Origin of the sequence: Nocardioides humi, from assembly GCF_006494775.1 — a bacterium.
In the GTDB taxonomy this organism is placed as follows: Bacteria; Actinomycetota; Actinomycetes; order Propionibacteriales; family Nocardioidaceae; genus Nocardioides; species Nocardioides humi.
Window position 1 is genome coordinate 3,369,581 of sequence record NZ_CP041146.1, and the last position, 16,314, is coordinate 3,385,894.

The 16,314-nt window shown below is 74.7% G+C and carries 14 protein-coding genes; 7 read left to right on the forward strand and 7 right to left on the reverse strand.

Annotated elements, in window-relative coordinates; all coding sequences use genetic code 11:
- Window positions 1-4: 4 nt before the first annotated feature.
- Complete coding sequence (locus FIV44_RS16530) at window positions 5-1,669, reverse strand: hypothetical protein (protein WP_141005388.1); 1,665 nt, start codon at window positions 1,667-1,669, stop codon at window positions 5-7.
- A gap of 52 nt (window positions 1,670-1,721) precedes the next feature.
- Here FIV44_RS16530 and FIV44_RS16535 point away from each other — a divergent pair, with 52 nt between their 5' ends.
- The 3 genes from FIV44_RS16535 (at window position 1,722) to FIV44_RS16545 (ending at window position 6,394) form a co-directional block, all read left to right on the forward strand.
- Complete coding sequence (locus FIV44_RS16535) at window positions 1,722-4,520, forward strand: LuxR family transcriptional regulator (protein WP_141005389.1); 2,799 nt, start codon at window positions 1,722-1,724, stop codon at window positions 4,518-4,520.
- 216 nt (window positions 4,521-4,736) lie between these two features.
- The gene (locus tag FIV44_RS34100) at window positions 4,737-6,200 is read left to right on the forward strand and encodes a fatty acid desaturase (RefSeq protein WP_141005390.1); all 1,464 of its coding nucleotides are present in this window, start codon (window positions 4,737-4,739) and stop codon (window positions 6,198-6,200) included.
- Between the two features lie 17 nt (window positions 6,201-6,217).
- Complete coding sequence (locus tag FIV44_RS16545) at window positions 6,218-6,394, forward strand: ferredoxin (RefSeq protein WP_181410625.1); 177 nt, start codon at window positions 6,218-6,220, stop codon at window positions 6,392-6,394.
- A 171-nt stretch (window positions 6,395-6,565) separates the two neighbouring features.
- On the opposite strand, the gene FIV44_RS16550 is transcribed toward FIV44_RS16545, so the two are convergent.
- On the reverse strand, window positions 6,566-7,828 hold the full coding sequence (locus FIV44_RS16550) for a PucR family transcriptional regulator (RefSeq protein ID WP_141005392.1): 1,263 nt from the start codon (window positions 7,826-7,828) through the stop codon (window positions 6,566-6,568).
- 239 nt (window positions 7,829-8,067) lie between these two features.
- A complete protein-coding gene (locus FIV44_RS16555; RefSeq protein WP_181410626.1) occupies window positions 8,068-8,685 on the reverse strand; it encodes a GNAT family N-acetyltransferase in 618 nt (205 codons plus the stop codon).
- A gap of 83 nt (window positions 8,686-8,768) precedes the next feature.
- On the opposite strand from FIV44_RS16555, the gene FIV44_RS16560 reads away from it, so the two are divergent.
- Window positions 8,769-9,350: an ArsR/SmtB family transcription factor gene (locus tag FIV44_RS16560; protein WP_141005394.1), complete on the forward strand. Its 582-nt coding sequence runs from the start codon at window positions 8,769-8,771 to the stop codon at window positions 9,348-9,350.
- A 1-nt stretch (window position 9,351) separates the two neighbouring features.
- Window positions 9,352-10,614, forward strand: a complete 1,263-nt coding sequence (locus FIV44_RS16565; protein ID WP_141007926.1) for an MFS transporter — start codon at window positions 9,352-9,354, stop codon at window positions 10,612-10,614.
- Here the strand turns inward: FIV44_RS16565 and FIV44_RS16570 are convergent.
- Genes FIV44_RS16570 through FIV44_RS16580 form a run of 3 tightly spaced genes read right to left on the reverse strand, consistent with a single transcriptional unit; the run spans window position 10,560 to window position 12,801 of the window.
- Complete coding sequence (locus FIV44_RS16570; RefSeq protein WP_181410627.1) at window positions 10,560-11,495, reverse strand: carbohydrate kinase family protein; 936 nt, start codon at window positions 11,493-11,495, stop codon at window positions 10,560-10,562. The two genes, FIV44_RS16565 and FIV44_RS16570, sit on opposite strands and share 55 nt — an antisense overlap.
- A complete protein-coding gene (locus FIV44_RS16575; protein ID WP_141005395.1) occupies window positions 11,492-12,163 on the reverse strand; it encodes a class II aldolase/adducin family protein in 672 nt (223 codons plus the stop codon). The genes FIV44_RS16570 and FIV44_RS16575 overlap by 4 nt, the downstream gene beginning before the upstream one ends.
- A complete protein-coding gene (locus tag FIV44_RS16580) occupies window positions 12,160-12,801 on the reverse strand; it encodes a TetR/AcrR family transcriptional regulator (protein WP_141005396.1) in 642 nt (213 codons plus the stop codon). The genes FIV44_RS16575 and FIV44_RS16580 overlap by 4 nt, the downstream gene beginning before the upstream one ends.
- A gap of 59 nt (window positions 12,802-12,860) precedes the next feature.
- Here FIV44_RS16580 and FIV44_RS16585 point away from each other — a divergent pair, with 59 nt between their 5' ends.
- Window positions 12,861-14,369 (forward strand): flavin monoamine oxidase family protein, encoded by a 1,509-nt coding sequence (locus FIV44_RS16585; RefSeq protein ID WP_246086467.1) that lies wholly within the window; start codon window positions 12,861-12,863, stop codon window positions 14,367-14,369.
- 54 nt (window positions 14,370-14,423) lie between these two features.
- Here FIV44_RS16585 and FIV44_RS16590 read toward each other — a convergent pair whose 3' ends face one another.
- Entirely contained in the window at window positions 14,424-15,731 is a 1,308-nt protein-coding gene (locus FIV44_RS16590) for an MFS transporter (protein WP_425465178.1), read from the reverse strand.
- Between the two features lie 7 nt (window positions 15,732-15,738).
- Between FIV44_RS16590 and FIV44_RS16595 the strand changes: the two genes are divergently transcribed.
- Window positions 15,739-16,311, forward strand: coding sequence for a hypothetical protein (locus FIV44_RS16595; RefSeq protein ID WP_141005398.1), 573 nt, complete (start codon window positions 15,739-15,741; stop codon window positions 16,309-16,311).
- The last annotated feature ends 3 nt before the right edge of the window (window positions 16,312-16,314 follow it).

Consider the following 16,314-nt stretch of genomic DNA (forward strand, 5'->3'; position numbering starts at 1 on the left):
CCGGTCAGCGCCGGACGACCAGGCGGATCCGGACCGTGTCCCGGGTGGTCCCACTCTCCGCGACGACGTCGCAGACGCGCTTGCCGGGCTTCGCGGAGCGCGCCACCGTCAGCGTCGCGCGGAGCCTGACCGACCTGCCGGGTGCGAGGACCGGGGTGGTGAAGACGCCCTTGCGCACGGCGGAGGTCACCTTCCGGCCGGCGGAGCGCCAGGTGACGCGCACCTGCTTCGGCGAGCAGCCGGCGACCCGGATCGCCGCAGGCCCCTCTCCGGCATTGCGGACCCGGACGACGGCGCGCTGGCTCCGGCCCGTGCGGACGGCTCGGGAGACCTGCCGCTTCCAGCGCTTGCCCGGCAGGCGTACGGCGGCATCGGGACGCAGCGTCGCAGGGGCGGCCGCGACCGGCGGGTCGGGGAACCGGGCCAGCCGGAAGAGCGCCGGGTCGGCGCCGCCGGCGTACGGGCCGGGGAGCGCGCCGCCCGCGTGCACGGCGACGTAGAGGGCGTCCCGGTACCCGAGCCGTGGGTAGTTGTCGGTGTCGGCGGTGCCGAACTGGTCGACGCCGGTCCGGGTGCCGGCCGGGTCGTACTCGGCCCAGAAGGCGTCCTCCCCGCCATGGATGCCGGCCAGTTCGCCCCGCGTCGTCCCCGCCACGACCGGTCCCCGGGGCGTCGCGGTCACCGCCTCGGCGCCGTCCTCCTCGGCCGTGCCGAGGGTCCGGACCCACTGCTGGGCGCCGGCGGAGGTGAACGACGACAGGAAGGCGTCGCCGGCGCCGCCGTCCGGCTGGCCGGGCAGCCCGCGGGTCTGGCCCGCGACGTAGACCCGGGTCGCGTCGGCGGCGATCGCGCGCCCGTAGTCGTTGCCGGGGCCGCCGAACTGGCGCGCCCACGTCACCGCGCCGGTCGCCGGCGCCACGCCGAGCACCACGACGTCCCAGAGCCCGGCGCTGCCGACCGTGCCGGGCAGCGTCCCGTTGGTCGATCCGGTGGCCACGAGTCCCTCGCTGCCGAGCGCCAGCCCGCCGGCGGCGTCGAAGAGGGGCCCCGGGATCTGCGTGGTCCAGCTCGCCGCCCAGCTGGTGGTCGGGTAGCGGCGCAGGAAGATGTCGCTGCCGCCACCGAAGGTCTGGCCCGGCAGCGCCTCGTTGACGGTGCCGACGACATAGGTCCAGTCGCCGGCGAGCACCACGCCCTCGTACGACGTCAGCGCCGGCGCGTCGCCTCCCACGCCCTGCCACATGAGGGTGACGCCGCTGCTGGTGAGCACCCACCGGAACGCGAGCCGCCCGGTGGTCCCGACCACTACGACGTGGTCGGCGTCGGCCGCGATCGCGGTGATCGTCTGGTCGCCGGTCTCGGACATCTGGCGCTCCCACAGCAGCTCGCCCGTGAGCGACATCTTGCGGACCCAGGCGTCCGCGCCGATGCCCGGGAGCTGGCCGGGGAGGGTGCCGCGGGTCCACCCGGCGACGTACACGGCGTCGTCGACGACGGCCACGCCGCCGATCGGGTCGCCGGCGCTCGTGCCCCACTGCCGGGCCCAGGTCGGCTCCCAGGACGCCGAGGCGGGCGGCTCGGTGCCCGCGCCGGGTACGGCCGTGGCGAGGCTCGCCACGACGGCGAGCAGCACGGCGGGGACGACGATGTGCAGGCGCCAGCGGTCCACGGGCCGAGGCTAGGGACGCCGGGCGGAGGAGGAATCGGTGAGCCTCACCGGGATGTACCTTGCACCCGTGGGGCCCACGGTCACCGAGCCGCTGCTCGGTCGCGACGACGCGCTCGCCGTACTCATGGAGGCGGCCGGGGCGGCCGCGGACGGGCGGGCGCGGGTGGTCACCGTGCTGGGCGGCCCGGGGATGGGCAAGACCGCGGTGCTCGACGTGTTCGTCGCGCGGCTGCCGGCGACGACCCGCGTGCTGCGGGCCGCCGGCCACCCGAACGAGTCCGACCTGCCGTTCGCCGGGCTGCACCAGCTGCTGTGGGGCCGGCACGAGGTCGCCCGCCGGATGCCGCGGCTCGGTGCGGCGCTCGGCCTGACCGGCGGCCCGGGCGGTGCCGGGCTCGACACCGGGATCGGCCACGAGTTCCTGTCGGTGATCGGGACGCTGGCCGAGGAGGGTCCCCTCGCGCTGGTGGTCGACGACGCGCACTGGCTGGACCGCTCCACGTGGCAGGCGCTGGTGTTCGCCGCGCGCCGGATCGACGCGGACGCGGTCGTGCTGGTGCTGGCCGGCGACCCTGCCGGACCGTCGGTCGGCAGCGGGGACACGATCGAGCTCGGACCGCTCGAGCCCGCCCAGGCGCGAGCGGTGGCGGCGGCGCTGCACCCACGGCTCACGCATGCGGACCTGGACTGGGTGTGCGGCGAGGCCGACGGCGTACCCCTGCTGCTGCGGCAGATCCCGGCCGGGCTGGCCGCCGGACCGCTCGAGCCGGACGGCTGGCGGCCACCTCCGCAGCGTGCGCCGGTCGTCGACCGGGTGGACCGCCACTTCCGGGCGGTGGTGGGAGGGCTGGGGGAGGCGGAGCGGCGGGCGGTGCTGGTCGTGGCGCTGCAGGACCTGCCCGGGCCGGCCCTGCGGGCGGCGCTGGCACGGCTCGGCGGTGGGTTGGCGGACCTCGATCGCGCGGAGCGGCTCGGCCTGGTGCGGGTCGTCGCGGGAGAGGCGCGGCCGACGAGTACGACGGCCGGGTACTGGGTGCGCCAGCACGCCACCGACGGCGAGCTTCGCGCGGCCCACGCCGCGATCGCCCACGTCCTGCCGGAGGGGAGCCGGCGGCGCGTCGTCCACCTGGACCGGGCGCTGCTGGACCCGGATCCGGCGGTCGGGCGGGCGCTGTGCGCGGCCGCGACGGAGGCGGCGGACCGGCACGACCTCGCGGAGGCGGCCGCGCTGTGGCACGCCGCGATCCGGCACGGCGATCCTGCGGAACGGCAGGCGGCGCGCGCGGCCGCGGCCGAGGCGCACCTCGGCTCGGGCGCCGGCAGCGCGGCGCTCGCGCTGTTCCGCGAGCTGGTACGCGAGGCGGGCGACGACCGGGAGCGGGCCGGCTGGCTGGAGAGGTGCGTCGTGACGGCGTTCTGGCTCGAGCCGCTCAGCGCCACGGTGCAGGCCGAGGAGTCGGCGGCCCGGACCCTGGTCGCGCGCCTGTTGGCCGGTGGTGCACGGGACCGGGAGGCCGGCCTGCGACTGCTGATGGCGCAGGTGACGGCCCGGATGGTGCGCGGCGAGTACCGGATCGCCGCCTCCCTGGCCGCTCCGGTCGCCGGGCTCGGGCTGGCGGACGACCGCATCGAGGCGGTCCTGCATGCCCTGCTGACGGGCGTCGTCGCCGGCGACCCGCCGCCGCCCCGGGTCGCGACGGCGGCCGTCGAGCGGCTGCTGCCGGCCCTGGCGACCGCCGCTGCGTCCGATGTCACGGCGATCTTCGGCTTCCTCCGACATTTGGGCTGGTGGGGCGACGTCGGCCTGAGCGAGCGGGTCGTGGCGACCTTCGAGGCGGCCCCGCTGCCGCGCGCCATGGGCGACCGGCTCGCCGTCGAGCCGCACCGCGTCGCCATCGAGCTCGCCCGCGGCGAGTGGGACGCCGCCTGCCTGCGCCTGGCGGAGATGGAGCGCACCGCGCTGGACTCCGACTTCGTGGTGCCGTACCGGTTCTGCGCCGCCCACCACGCCCTCGTGCTCGCCCGCCGCGGCGACATCGCGGGCTCGCGGACCCGGTGGGAGCGGATCGGGGCCGGCGGCGGGATGACGCCCTTCTTCGAGCACCTCGACGCCTGCGCCCGCGGTCTGGAGGAGCTGGCCCACCGCAACCACGACGCCGCGCTGGCCGCCCTGCGGCGCGCGCATGCCCTCGCGACGGCATGCGGGGGCGTCGTACCGGGGCAGACGTCGGCGACCGCCGACCTGATCGAGGCGCTGTGGCGGACCGGGGCGGAGGCCGAGGCGGTCGAGCGCGCGACGTCGTACGCGCGCTTCGCCGAGCGGTCCGGGCACCCGCTGGAGGGCGCCCTGGCCGCCCGATCGCTCGCGCTGGTGGGGGCCTTCGCGACGGCGGACGACCTCGACGCGGCCTTCGACGACGCGGTCGAGCGCTGCCGGGCCGCCGGCTCGCCGTACGAGACCGCCCGGACGCAGCTCGCCCACGGCCAGCGGCTGCGTCGCGACCTGCGCAAGGCCGCCGCCACCCGCGCGCTCTCGGAGGCGCGCGACGCCTTCGCCCGGCTCGGCGCTCCGGCGTGGGTCGGCATCGCCGACGCCGAGCTCGCCGCCTGCGGCCACCGCCGATACCGCGGGGCGCCCGGGACCGGGGAGGCGGACGCGCCGCTGGGCCGGCTGACGCCGCGCGAGTACGCCGTCGTGGTCGAGGCCGCCGAGGGCCGGAGCAACCCCGAGATCGCCGAGCGGCTCTACATCTCGCGCCGGACCGTGGAGTTCCACCTCTCCAACGCCTTCCGCAAGCTCGGCGTGGCGGACCGGACCGACCTCGCCGCTCTCCTCCCCCGCGAAGTGTGAGCTCTGCAGGGCCGAGGTGCGAGCTCTGCAGGGTCGAGGTGCGGGGTGGGCAGGGTCGAGGTGCGGCAGCTGCGGCCCCCGACGTACCCGTTGTGCCGCCTGCCAACGACCCCCGCCCAAGTTGTGCACCTCGCCCGAGAGCCGGAGCCGCCTCCGCTGCGACCGTTGGAGACCTACTCGGCGACGACGCCGTCGCCACGTCCAAGGAGGCATCCGATGGCCAGGTACGCAACACAAGGAGCAGACGGCACGACCGTTCCGTGGCGCGACAAGAAGCGCTATCTGTGGATCCTGGGACTGGTGGTCCCGGCGACGCCCCTCGTCGGCATCGCGCTCTTCGAGACGACCGACACGGCGCTGTGGTTCTGGCTCACGCCGGTCGTGTTCTTCGCGCTGATCCCGCTGATCGACCTGATGGCCGGGTACGACGACACCAACCCGCCCGACGACGTGATCGAGGCGCTGGAGAACGACAAGTACTACCGGTGGGTGACCTACCTCTACCTCCCGGTCCAGTACGTCGGCTTCGTGATCGCCATCTGGTACCTCGCCACCGCGGACCTGAGCGTCGCGGCCAAGGTGGGCCTGGCGATCTCGGTCGGCGTGGTCGGCGGCGTCGCGATCAACACCGCCCACGAGCTCGGCCACAAGCGGGAGTCCGTCGAGCGCTGGGCGTCGAAGATCGCGCTGGCGCAGACGTTCTACGGCCACTTCTACATCGAGCACAACCGTGGCCACCACGTCCGCGTCGCCACCCCGGAGGACCCGGCCAGCGCCCGGATGGGCGAGAGCGTCTACCGGTTCTGGCCGCGCACCGTCGCCGGCTCGCTCAAGAGCTCGTGGGAGCTGGAGGCGAAGCGGTACCAGCGCAAGGGCACCCACCCGTTCCACCTCGGCAACGACGTCCTCAACGCCTGGCTGATGACCGTCGCGCTGTGGGGCGCGCTGATGCTCTGGCTCGGCCTCGCGTACGACGTCAACCCGCTCGCGCTGCTGCCGTACCTCGCCCTGCAGGCGGTCGTCGGCTTCTCGCTGCTGGAGATCGTCAACTACATGGAGCACTACGGGATGCTGCGGCAGAAGGTCGGCAAGGAGGGCAAGCAGCGCTACGAGCGGGTGACCCCGGCGCACTCGTGGAACTCCAACAACATCGCCACCAACGTGCTGCTCTACCACCTGCAGCGGCACAGCGACCACCACGCCAACCCGACCCGTCGCTACCAGACGCTGCGCGACTTCAAGGACGCCCCCGTGCTGCCGACCGGCTACACCGGCATGATCGTGGTCGCCCTGTTCCCGCCGGCCTTCCGGGCGCTGATGGACAAGCGGGTCCTCGCCCACTACAACGGCGACCTGCGCCACGCGAACATCCTGGCGAGCAAGCGGGAGCGGCTGCTGCGCAAGTACCCCGTCCCCGCCGAGGTCCTCGCGGCCGAGGAGGAGGTGCCGGCCGACGCCACCGCCCACGAGTTCACCGACGAGGTGCTCGCGGCCCAGTGCCCCGGCTGCCGGTACACCTACGAGGTCGCCGAGGGCAACGAGCTCGAGGGCTTCGCCGCCGGCACCGCGTGGAAGGACATCCCCGACGACTGGTGCTGCCCCGACTGCGGCGTACGCGAGAAGGTCGACTTCAAGGCCGTCGAGCCCCGCCGCCACGACATCAGCAAGGTCGGTGCGTGATGCACATCGTGGCCGACATGAGGAAGTGCGAGGGCCTGGGGATGTGCGAGTCCATGGCCAACGACTACTTCGAGGTCGACGAGGACGACGAGCTGGTCCACGTCATCGACGAGAACCCGCCGGAGTCCGACCGGGCCCACGTGTACGCCGCCGTCCAGGCCTGCCCCGTGCTCGCCCTGACCCTCGAGGGCTGAGTCCCACCCCGGACCACCGAAGGCGCACCCACCTGCCGGGTGCGCCTTCGGTGCCGTGCAGAACGTCCCATGCGTCACAGCGGTCAGGGAAAGCATGCACTTGTCAGGCGTTGCAACCCCTGACAAGCGCATGGATCCCCGGATGTCCGGGGATCCATGCAAGGCGGAGGCTCAGCCCCGGTGGAACAGATCGTGATGCCGCAGGGCGACGGCGAGCTGGGGACTGATCCGGGTGATGGGGCGGCCGAGCATCTCCTCGGCCTGGCCGAGGCGGTACCGGATGGTGTTGCGGTGGACCACGAGCGTGCGGGCGGCCTCCTCGGCGCTGCCGCCGCTGTCGAGGTACGCCGCCAGGGTCTCCCGGATCCGCTGCACCCCCTCGTCCTCGCCGGCGAGCGGCCCGAGCTGGCGGGACATGAAGCGGTCGACCTCGGGGGAGCAGCCGAGGAGGACGGGGAGCTCGACGTCGGAGTAGACGGCGAGCCAGTCGTCGGTGTCGGGGGCGGTGACCCGCAGGGTGCCCTGGGCCTCGCGGTGGGAGGCGACGAAGCCGGCGATATTGGGGGTGGCGGAGCCGACGCCGACGACGACGCTCTCGTGCCGCAGGTCCGCGGCGGACCCGGCGGACCCGGCGGACCCGGCGGCTCCGGCGGCTCCGGCGAGGCCGGTGAGGTCGGGCTCGTCGCGGGTGCCGAGCCACATCCACAGCTGGCGCCCGCCGGGCTTGACCACGAGCGGGTTCGCGGCGCCGATCCGGCGGGCCAGGTCGGCGGCGAGGGGCTCGAGCGCGCCGGCCTGCTCGGCGTCGCCCACCGACAGGACGACGGCCGTGTGGTGGACCGAGATGGGGTAGCCGCCGAGCGCGGCCGATGCGGCGCGGGGATCGCTCAGCTCGCCGGCCAGGATCGAGCGCACCGACTCGTAGCGCTGCGCCGCGGCGCCCGCGAGCACCCGGGAGCGAGCCGCCTGGTAGACCGCGATGGACTCGGTGATCGACTGGTCGAGCCAGACGCCGGCCCGGTTCCAGAAGTACATGAGCAGGTCGGCCCGGTCGAAGTCGGCGGTCGGCAGCTCCTTGATCACCTCGCTGACGTACGCCCACACCTCCTGCTGCGCGACCCGGTAGAACCGGATCAGCATCTCCAGCGGGAGCTGGCGGTCGGCGATGTCCACCGACAGCCGGCGGGCGGCGTCGACGAGGTGGAAGTGCTGCTCGGGTTGCGCGAAGTCGCCGAGGAAGGCCAGCCAGTGGTCCCGCACGGTGACCCGCAGTGCCTCCGGCAGCTCCTCGGCCGCCCCGACCTCCGGGATCTCCTGCAGGATCGCGGTCGTCACCCGGTCCACCCAGGCGTCCACCCGGTCGGGCTGGGCCTGCTCGGCGACGTACGCCAGCAGCCACGGTGCCAGATCGGACGGCACGGACTCGCTGCTCACGGCCCCACCCTAGGACGCCGCGGACCCCTTTGTGCAGCGTGACAACACCGCCCCCATCTTCGGACCGTCGCCACGAGAGCGTGACGGTCGTCACCGAGTGGACTGGGCGGTCACAGGCGAGCCCGGCACAGGGGTGAGCCGTTCTCATGGGGAGTGCAGCGTGAGCACTGAGGACTTCGAGTACGACGCCGCTGCCCTCGACGCCGACCTCGCCACCGCCGTCGTCCAGGCCGCCGGCGTCATCCCCCAGTGACCCCCTCGCCGGTCGCCGGCCGGTTGCCGAGACCCGCCTCGAGCCGGGCGAGGAGCGGGTCGCGCAGGCCGGTGGAGTCGTGCTCCCACCAGACGTCGCGGTAGATCACCCGGCCCGTCATCCAGCTCTCGTACGACGCCAGGGGCACCGCCCGGAACGCCGGGCGGGGCACACGACGGGTCGGCGGCTCGATGCCGAGGTCGGCGGCGGGTGACCAGCCGTGCCGGCCGTAGTAGCCCGGGTCGCCCTCGAGCACCACGACCGGTGCGCCGAGGCGGTCGGCCTCGGCGACCGCGGCGGCGAGGAGCGCGCCGCCGACGCCCTCGCGCTGGCGGGAGGGGGCCACGCTGAGCGGGCTGAGCACGAGCACGTCGACGAGGGACCGCCGGGCGTCGAGCCAGCCGTGGCTGAGCCCGACGTGCCCCACCACCTCGTCGTCGGCGTCGGCCTCGACCGCCACCAGCTGCGCCCGGTCCAGCCCGCGCGCGACCACGTCGGACCACACGGCGACGACGGAGGCGCCCTCGGCCCCGAAGGCGTCGCCGATCACCCGCAGGACGGCGTCGCTCTCGTCGGGGCGCTGGACGCGGATCTCGATGCTCACCCGGCCATCCTCGCCGACCCGGCACCCGAGCAACTGCAAATAGTTCTTTGCAAAGAAGTCTTTGTAGTCGTAGGGTCGGGTGCATGACGGACGAGTCGACGGCGGTGACCCCGGGCCTCGCCGGCCTGCGGGCGCTGTCCCACTCCACCCGGCTGCGGATCCTGAGCCACCTGCGCATCGAGGGTCCCGCGACGGCCACCACGCTGGCGGCCCGGTTCGGCCTCAACAGCGGCGCGACGTCGTACCACCTGCGCCAGCTCGCCGAGCACGGCTTCATCGTCGAGGACGAGGCGCGTGGCAACGCCCGCGACCGGTGGTGGCGAGCGGCCCACCAGGAGACCCGCACCCGGTCTGCGGACGCGCGGACCCAGGAGGAGAGGGACGTCGCGGACGCCTACTGGCACGCCGCGGCGGTGCTGTACGCCGAGAACATCCGGGCCGCGATGGAGGAGCGGCCGCTGCTGCCGCCCGCGTGGCGGGACGCGTCGACGGTGAGCGACTGGGTCTACACGGTGCCGGCCGCGCGGGCGGCGGAGGTCGTCGCGCGGATGAAGGACCTGCTCATGTCGTACGACGACGAGCCGGGCGAGACCGCGGTGCCCTTCGCCTTCCAGATCCAGGCGTTCCCGGTGCCGGGCCACGTGGAGCCCGCGCGGGGTGAGTGAGATGCGGGCCGGCGTGCTGAGCGGCTTCCTCGCCGCCGACGCGATCTCGCTCGCCGGCACCCGCCTCTCGCAGATCGCGGTCCCGTGGCTGGTGCTGACCACGACGGGGTCGGCGGCGCAGACCGGACTGGCCGCGTTCGCCGGCCTGGTGCCGCTCGTGCTCGCGCAGGCGCTCTGCGGTCCGTGGATCGACCGGGTCGGGCCGCGCCGGGTGTCGGTCGGGTTCGACCTCGCCTCGGGTGTCGCCGTCGCGCTCGTCCCCCTCGCGTACGCCGCCGGCTGGCTGCACTTCCCCGTGCTCCTCGCGCTGGTCGCCCTGACCGGGATGCTGCGCGGCCCGTCGGAGGCCGCCCACCACGCCATGGTGCCGGCGGTGGTCCGCCACCTCGGGCTGCCGACGGAGCGGGTGACCGGGCTGGTCGGGACCGTCGACCGGCTGTCGGCGCTCGTCGGCGCGGCGGTCGGTGGCGGTCTCGTCGCGGTGCTGGGACCGGCCACCGCACTGCTCGTCGACGCGGGGTCGTTCGTCGCGTGCGCCGGCGTGCTGTGGGTGTCGACCCGCCGGGTCGCGAGCACCCCGCGGACGCCGGACCGGTCGACGACGTACGCCCGGGAGCTGCGCGGCGGCTGGCAGGTGCTGCGGCGCGACCCGGTCCTGCTCGGGTTGATGGTCATGGTCGCCGTCACCAACCTGCTCGACCAGGGCTACACGGCGGTGATGCTGCCGGTCTGGGCGGACGCGTCGGGCAGCGGCCCGGCGGCGATCGGCCTCCTCGGCGCGTGCATGGGCGGCGCGGCCCTGGTCGGGTCGCTGCTGGCGACCTGGCGCGGCGCCCGGCTGCCGCGGTTCCAGACGTATGTCGTCGGCTACCTCCTCGCCGGCGCCCCGCGCTGGGTCGTGATGGCCCTCGGCTGCCCGCTCTGGGTCGTCGCGGCGGTCCATGTCGTCGCGGGCATCGGCGCCGGCTTCATCAACCCGGTGCTGGGCGCGGTGCAGTTCGAGCGGATCCCCGAGGAGTCGATGGGACGGGTCAGTGCGCTGTCGCTCGCGGCGTCCTGGTCGCTCATGCCGCTGGGCGGGCTCCTCGCCGGGTTCGCGATCGGGGGCACCGGCCTGACCGCGACGCTGCTGGCGTTCGGTGCCGTCTACCTCGTCACGACGATGGCGCCGGTGCTCCTGCCGAGCTGGCGGGAGATCGACCGGCGCCCTCAGCCCAGCGTGGCCGTCGACCGCGCGAACGCCTCGACCGCGGCGAGGTCGTAGCTCCCGGCGTCGGTGCCGAGCCCCCGGGCGACCTGGGCGGCCGCGGCGCAGCCGAGGGCGGCGGCCGCGACGGGGGTCCGCCCGAGGGAGAGCCCGCGCAGGTAGCCCGCGGAGAAGGCGTCCCCGCAGCCGGTCGTGTCGACCACCTCGACGGCGTACGCCGGCACCGCGGCCACCCCGTCGGCGGTGGCGACCAGCGCTCCCCGCGCGCCCTGGGTGACCGCCACGCAGCCCGCGCCTGCGGCGACCAGCGCCTGCGCGCCCTCGGCGAGGGAGGCGGCGCCGGTGAAGCCGAGGACCTGCTCGTCGTTGGGCAGCAGGTGGTCGGTGTGGGGGAGCGCGGCGGCGATCCACGCCAGCAGGTCCGGGTCGCCGGGGGCGAGGACGTCGACCGAGGTGGTGATCCCGGCGGCGCGGGCGCGGGCGAGCAGCTCGCCCGCGGCGTCGCCGCCGAGGAACTCCGGCCCACCCAGGTGGAGGTGCGTCACCCCGTCGAGCACGCCGGCCGGCAGGTCGTCGAGCGTGAACGCGCCGTTGGCGCCGATGCAGTGCCAGGCCGGGCGGTCGCCGTTCGGGCGGACGGGCAGCACCGAGGCCGACGTCTGCGCGGTGTCCTTGCGGACCAGGCCGCCCACGTCCACGCCCTCCCGGCCCAGCAGCGCGAGCAGGGTGTCGCCGACGGGATCGGTGCCGACGGCGCCGTACGACCGGACGGTGGCGCCGAGCCGGCTGAGCACGACGGCGGTGCCGCCCGCCGTACCCGCCGGCGACATCCGGATCGTCTCGACCAGCGCGCCGTCGGACCCGGACGGGATCGACTCGATGCCGAGGACGTGGGTGTCGAGGACGTGGACGCCGACGGCGGCGACGACCATGCTCATCCGGAGGCCTTTCGCGGGATGCCGTAGCCGCGCTCGATCGCGGCCCGGACGACGTCGGCCTGCTGCTCCTCGGTGAGCACGCGCGGCGTGCCGAGGGCGCTGGCCCGGTGGTGCAGCTGGCACAGCCACTCCAGCAGCAGGGCGCTCTCCACCGCCGCGTCGAGCGTCCCGCCGAGGGTGACCGAGCCGTGGTTGGCGAGCAGCGCCGCGCTGCGCCCCTCCAGCGCGGTCCGTACGCCGGCCGCGAGCTCGGCCGTCCCGAAGGTCGCGTACGGCGCCACCCGGATCTCGCCGCCGAGCGCGAGCTGCTGGTAGTGGAGCACGGGCAGGGCGTCGAGCACGCACGCCACCGCGGTGGCGAAGGGCGCGTGGGTGTGGACCACCGCGGCGGCCTGGTCGGGCCGGTCGGCGTACACCCCGAGGTGGAGGGACAGCTCGCTCGTCGGTGCGAGCGTGCCGTCCAGCACGGTGCCGTCGGGGGCGACCACGGTGACGTCGGCGGCGGTGCAGGACCCGAGCGCGACGCCGGTCGCGGTGATCGCGATCCGGTCGCCGGCGCGGGCGGAGACATTGCCGGCGGTGCCGATCAGCAGCCCGGCCGCGGCGAGGCGACGTGCGGCGTCGGCGACCTCCTCGCGCAGACGCGCGCTCGCCGGGGACGCGCTCACCGGCCGCTCGTGATGCGCTCGAGATAGCCGGAGACGAGGGCGATCGCCTGGCTGATCAGGAACTCGTCGCCGCGCGGGTCGTGCTCGAAGGCGAGCTGGAAGGCGCTGTCGCCGACCTCGACGGCGAGCTCGGCGATGGCGGTCATCTCCTCGTCGCCGTACCGGTCCGTGCCGAGCAGGCCCGCGTCGACGCCGAACGCGAGCAGGTTGGCGGCGATCCGGCGGTTGTGGTGGCGGCCGTAGTCGTAGATCGCGGGGTTGGCGCGCCCGCGCATCCAGATCTGCATGAACGCCGGGCGGCGGTGGTAGACGGCGACGAACGCGCGCATCGCGGTCTCGACCATGGTCGCGATCGTGAGATCGGTGAGCGCGGCGAGGTCGGTGGCGACCTGGTCGTCCATCTCGGCCATGTCCCGCTCGCAGAGGGCGAGGAGGACGGCCTCCTTGTCGGCGAAGTACTGGTAGAGCGAGGCGACCGGCAGCCCGGCGGTCTCGGCGATCGAGCGTGTCGTCAGCCCGTCGACGCCGTTGGACACCACGAGGCGTGCGGCCGCGTCGAGGATCCGCTCGACCCGCTCCCGGGACCGGGCCTGGGAGGGCAGCCGGCGCCGGCTGGGTCCGACGGTGGCGGAGGACATGGGCGCAGTGTAGCCTCCGAACCCGAACCTGACACATATTCATCTTCGGAGGCGGCGACGTGGACACCACCGACCTCGGACACCTGGGTCATCTCGGCCGCCGCGGCCTGCTGGCGGGCGGCGCCGCCTCCTTCGGCGTCCTCGCCCTCGACGCCCTCGAGCAGGAGGTGATCGCCGGCACCCGCAGGGGCCGGCTGCCGCGCGAGGTCGACGTCGTCGTGGTCGGCGCCGGCCTCGCCGGCCTGGTCGCGGCGCGCAGGATCAAGCGCGCCGGCCACTCCGTGCTCGTCGTCGAGGCCCGCAAGCGGGTCGGCGGCCGGGTGCTCAACCACGCGCTGCCCGCCGGCGGGAGCGTCGAGGCCGGCGGCGCCTTCGTCGGCCCCACCCAGGACCACATCAAGAGGCTCGCCCGCAACCTCGGCATCGCCACCTTCGACGAGTACGTCACCGGCAAGAACGTCTACCTGTCCTCGCTGCTCGGCCGGTTGGAGTTCACCGGCACCGTCCCGCCCGACCCGACCATCCTGCTCGATGCCGCGCTCGCCCTCCAGCGCCTCAACGGGTTCGCCCGGGAGGTCCCGGTCGACGCGCCGTGGGCCCACCCGCGCGCCGCCGAGTGGGACGCCGTCACACTCGGCGACTGGCTGCGCCGCAACACCCTCAACAGCAGGGGCATCGAGAACCTGATCCGCTCCTGGACGCACCCCGGCTTCGGCGCCGACCCCGACCAGGTCTCGCTGCTGTTCGTGCTGCACTACATCGCCTGCTCCGGCAACGAGTCCACGCCCGGCACCTTCGAGCGCAACTCCGACACCGTCGGCGGTGCCCAGGAGAGCCGGTTCGCCGGCGGCTCGCAGCGGATCCCGCTCGCGCTGGCGAAGAGGCTCGGCAAGCGGGTCGCCCTCGGCGCCCCGGTGACCAGGATCGAGCACCTCGCCCACGGCGTCCGGGTGCACACCGAGCGCGGCAACGTGCGGGCCCGCCGGGTCATCGTGGCCGCACCGCCCAAGCAGGTTCTCGGCATCGACTTCGCGCCCGGCCTCCCCGCCGGCCGCCGCGCCCTGCTGGAGCAGGTGCAGATGGGCCGGCTGATGAAGTGCGACGCCGTCTACGAGCGCCCGTTCTGGCGCGACCGGGGCCTCACCGGCTTCGGCATCGCCGACGCCGGCGCGGTCCGCGTCGCCTTCGACAACCACGTCACCGACACCGACCACGGCATCCTGCTCGCCTTCGTCGGCGGCTCCGCCTGGCAGCAGTACGGCACCCGCTCGCTCGCGGAACGTCGTACCGCCGTCCTGGAGGGCTTCGCGAGGATGTTCGGCGAGCAGGCCCTCCACCCGATCGACTACACCGAGCACGACTGGACGCTCGAGCGGTGGACCGGCGGCGGCCCCACCGCCATCTACCCGCCCGGCGTCCTGTCCGTCCACGGCCGGCACATCCGCACGCCCTTCCGGCGGGTGCACTGGGCCGGCACCGAGACCTCGACGTACTGGACCGGGTACATGGACGGCGCCGTCCGCTCCGGCAAGCGGGCGGCCCGGGAGGTCATCGCCCGCTTGGGTTGAGCGGGCTGGTCTGTTGTGGGCGCCCCATGCGAATTTGTCCAGGATCCGGCAAGATCACGACGAGAATGCATGGGGCGCGGCGTACGGCCGACCACGCGTCAGCTGCCGCACCGACGGCGCACCGAGGGCGGCGAGCGAGCTGAGCCCGATCACGGCGGCGACGACGATCAGCCAGGTCCGGGTCCCGACCAGCAGGGCGACCGGCCCGGTGAGCGCGAGGCCGAGCGGCCGGCAGACGAACGAGCCGACCAGGTCGAAGGAGTAGACCCGCGCGAGCATGTCCTCGCGGATGTTCTGCTGGATCGCCAGGTCCCAGTTGACGCTGAACAGTTGCAGCCCGACCCCGTGCACGAACGCGCCCGCCAGCACCCACCGCAGGTCGCCGGCGAGCGCCATCGCGAGCGGGAAGGCGGCGGTCAGGGAGAGCAGCAGCACGCCCCGGCGCAGCAGGTGGTACGGACGCCAGCGCAGCGCGACCAGACCGCCGGCGACGAAGCCGGCCATCAGCGCGGCCAGCGCCCAGCCCCACGCCTCCTCGCCCCACGCGTCGCCGACGACGATCGGCCCGAGCACGCCCTGCACGCCGCCGTAGCAGAGGTGGTAGAGCAGCGCCTGCCCGATGAGCAGCCACAGCCAGGCGTGCCGGAACACCTCGCGGGCGCCCTCCGCGAGCTCGGCGCGCAGCCGCTCCCGGTGCGCCGGCGCCGCGGCCGGCGTGCGGATCATCGCGAACAGCCCCGCCGCCACGGCGTACGTCGCCGCGTCGGCCGCGATCGCCCAGCCGGGCCCGGCGACGGCGACGACCACGCCGGCCACCGCGAACCCGACCGCGAAGGCCGTCTGCGTGGCGAGGCTGCGGAGCACGACCGCGCGGGGCAGCTGCTCCGCGGTGACGGTCGAGCGGGTCAGCGCGTTGGACGCGGGCTGGGCGATCGCGCCGAGGCAGCCGTTGACGATGCCGATCCCGCTGAGGAGCCAGAGCGAGCCGTGGCCGGTGATCAGCACGACCGCGCACGCCGCCTGGCTGACCGCGGTCGCCGCGGACGAGCCCTGCATGAGGAGCTGGCGCGGGAGCCGGTCGCCGAGCACGCCGCCGTACAGCATGGTGAGGACCTCGGCCGTCGCGAAGGCCGCGACCACGAGGCCGAGCTGGGTGGCCGAGCCGCCGAGGTGGAGGACGGCGAACGCCAGCGCCACCGGCGTCATCGCGGAGCCCAGCCCGCTCACCGTGACCCCGCCGACCAGGTAGCGGAAGTCGCGCGAGCGCAGGGGGAGGGGACGGTCATGGGACGAAGATACTTCGCTGACTAAGTATTCGCCAGCGAAGCACCTGTTTCGCCGCGGCCGCGGCAGGGGCAGGATCGGGCGCATGACCGACACAGGTGCTCCGCCCCCGCCCCCTCCGGGACCGCAGCCTCCCGCACTCCCGCCCCGGGTCGTCCGGCGCTCGATGGCACTGCGTCATGTCGTCAGCGCGGTGGTCGCCCTCGGCGCGACGCCGATCGGCCTCCTGGTCTTCGACTACGGCGCCGGGAAGTACAGCCAGGAGCGCTTGGCGTACTTCAACTCCTCCGGGGCGTGGACCGAGCTCGCGACCATGATCGTCGGGGCGGGGATCCTGCTGGTCGGGGCCGCCGCGGGTCGGCTCTCCGGCCTCGGCCCGGTCCTGGCCGGCGTGGTCTGGGGGCTGTTCCCGTTCCTGTGGCTGGCGATCGACCTCCCGAGCTTCTACGACGTCATCCGGGACCTGCCGTCGACGTACATCTGGTTCGGCGCCGCGGCCTACGAGTTCCCGCTGGTCGCGACGCTGCTCATCGGCGCCGGCCTGGCCGGGCGCTGGCGCGGGCAGGTCGATCCGGCCCGCTCGGGTCGGCCGGGTCGGCCGGGTCAGCCGGGTCGGCCGGGCACGCCGGGACCGGCGTGGAGGCCGGAGCCGCAGTAGCGT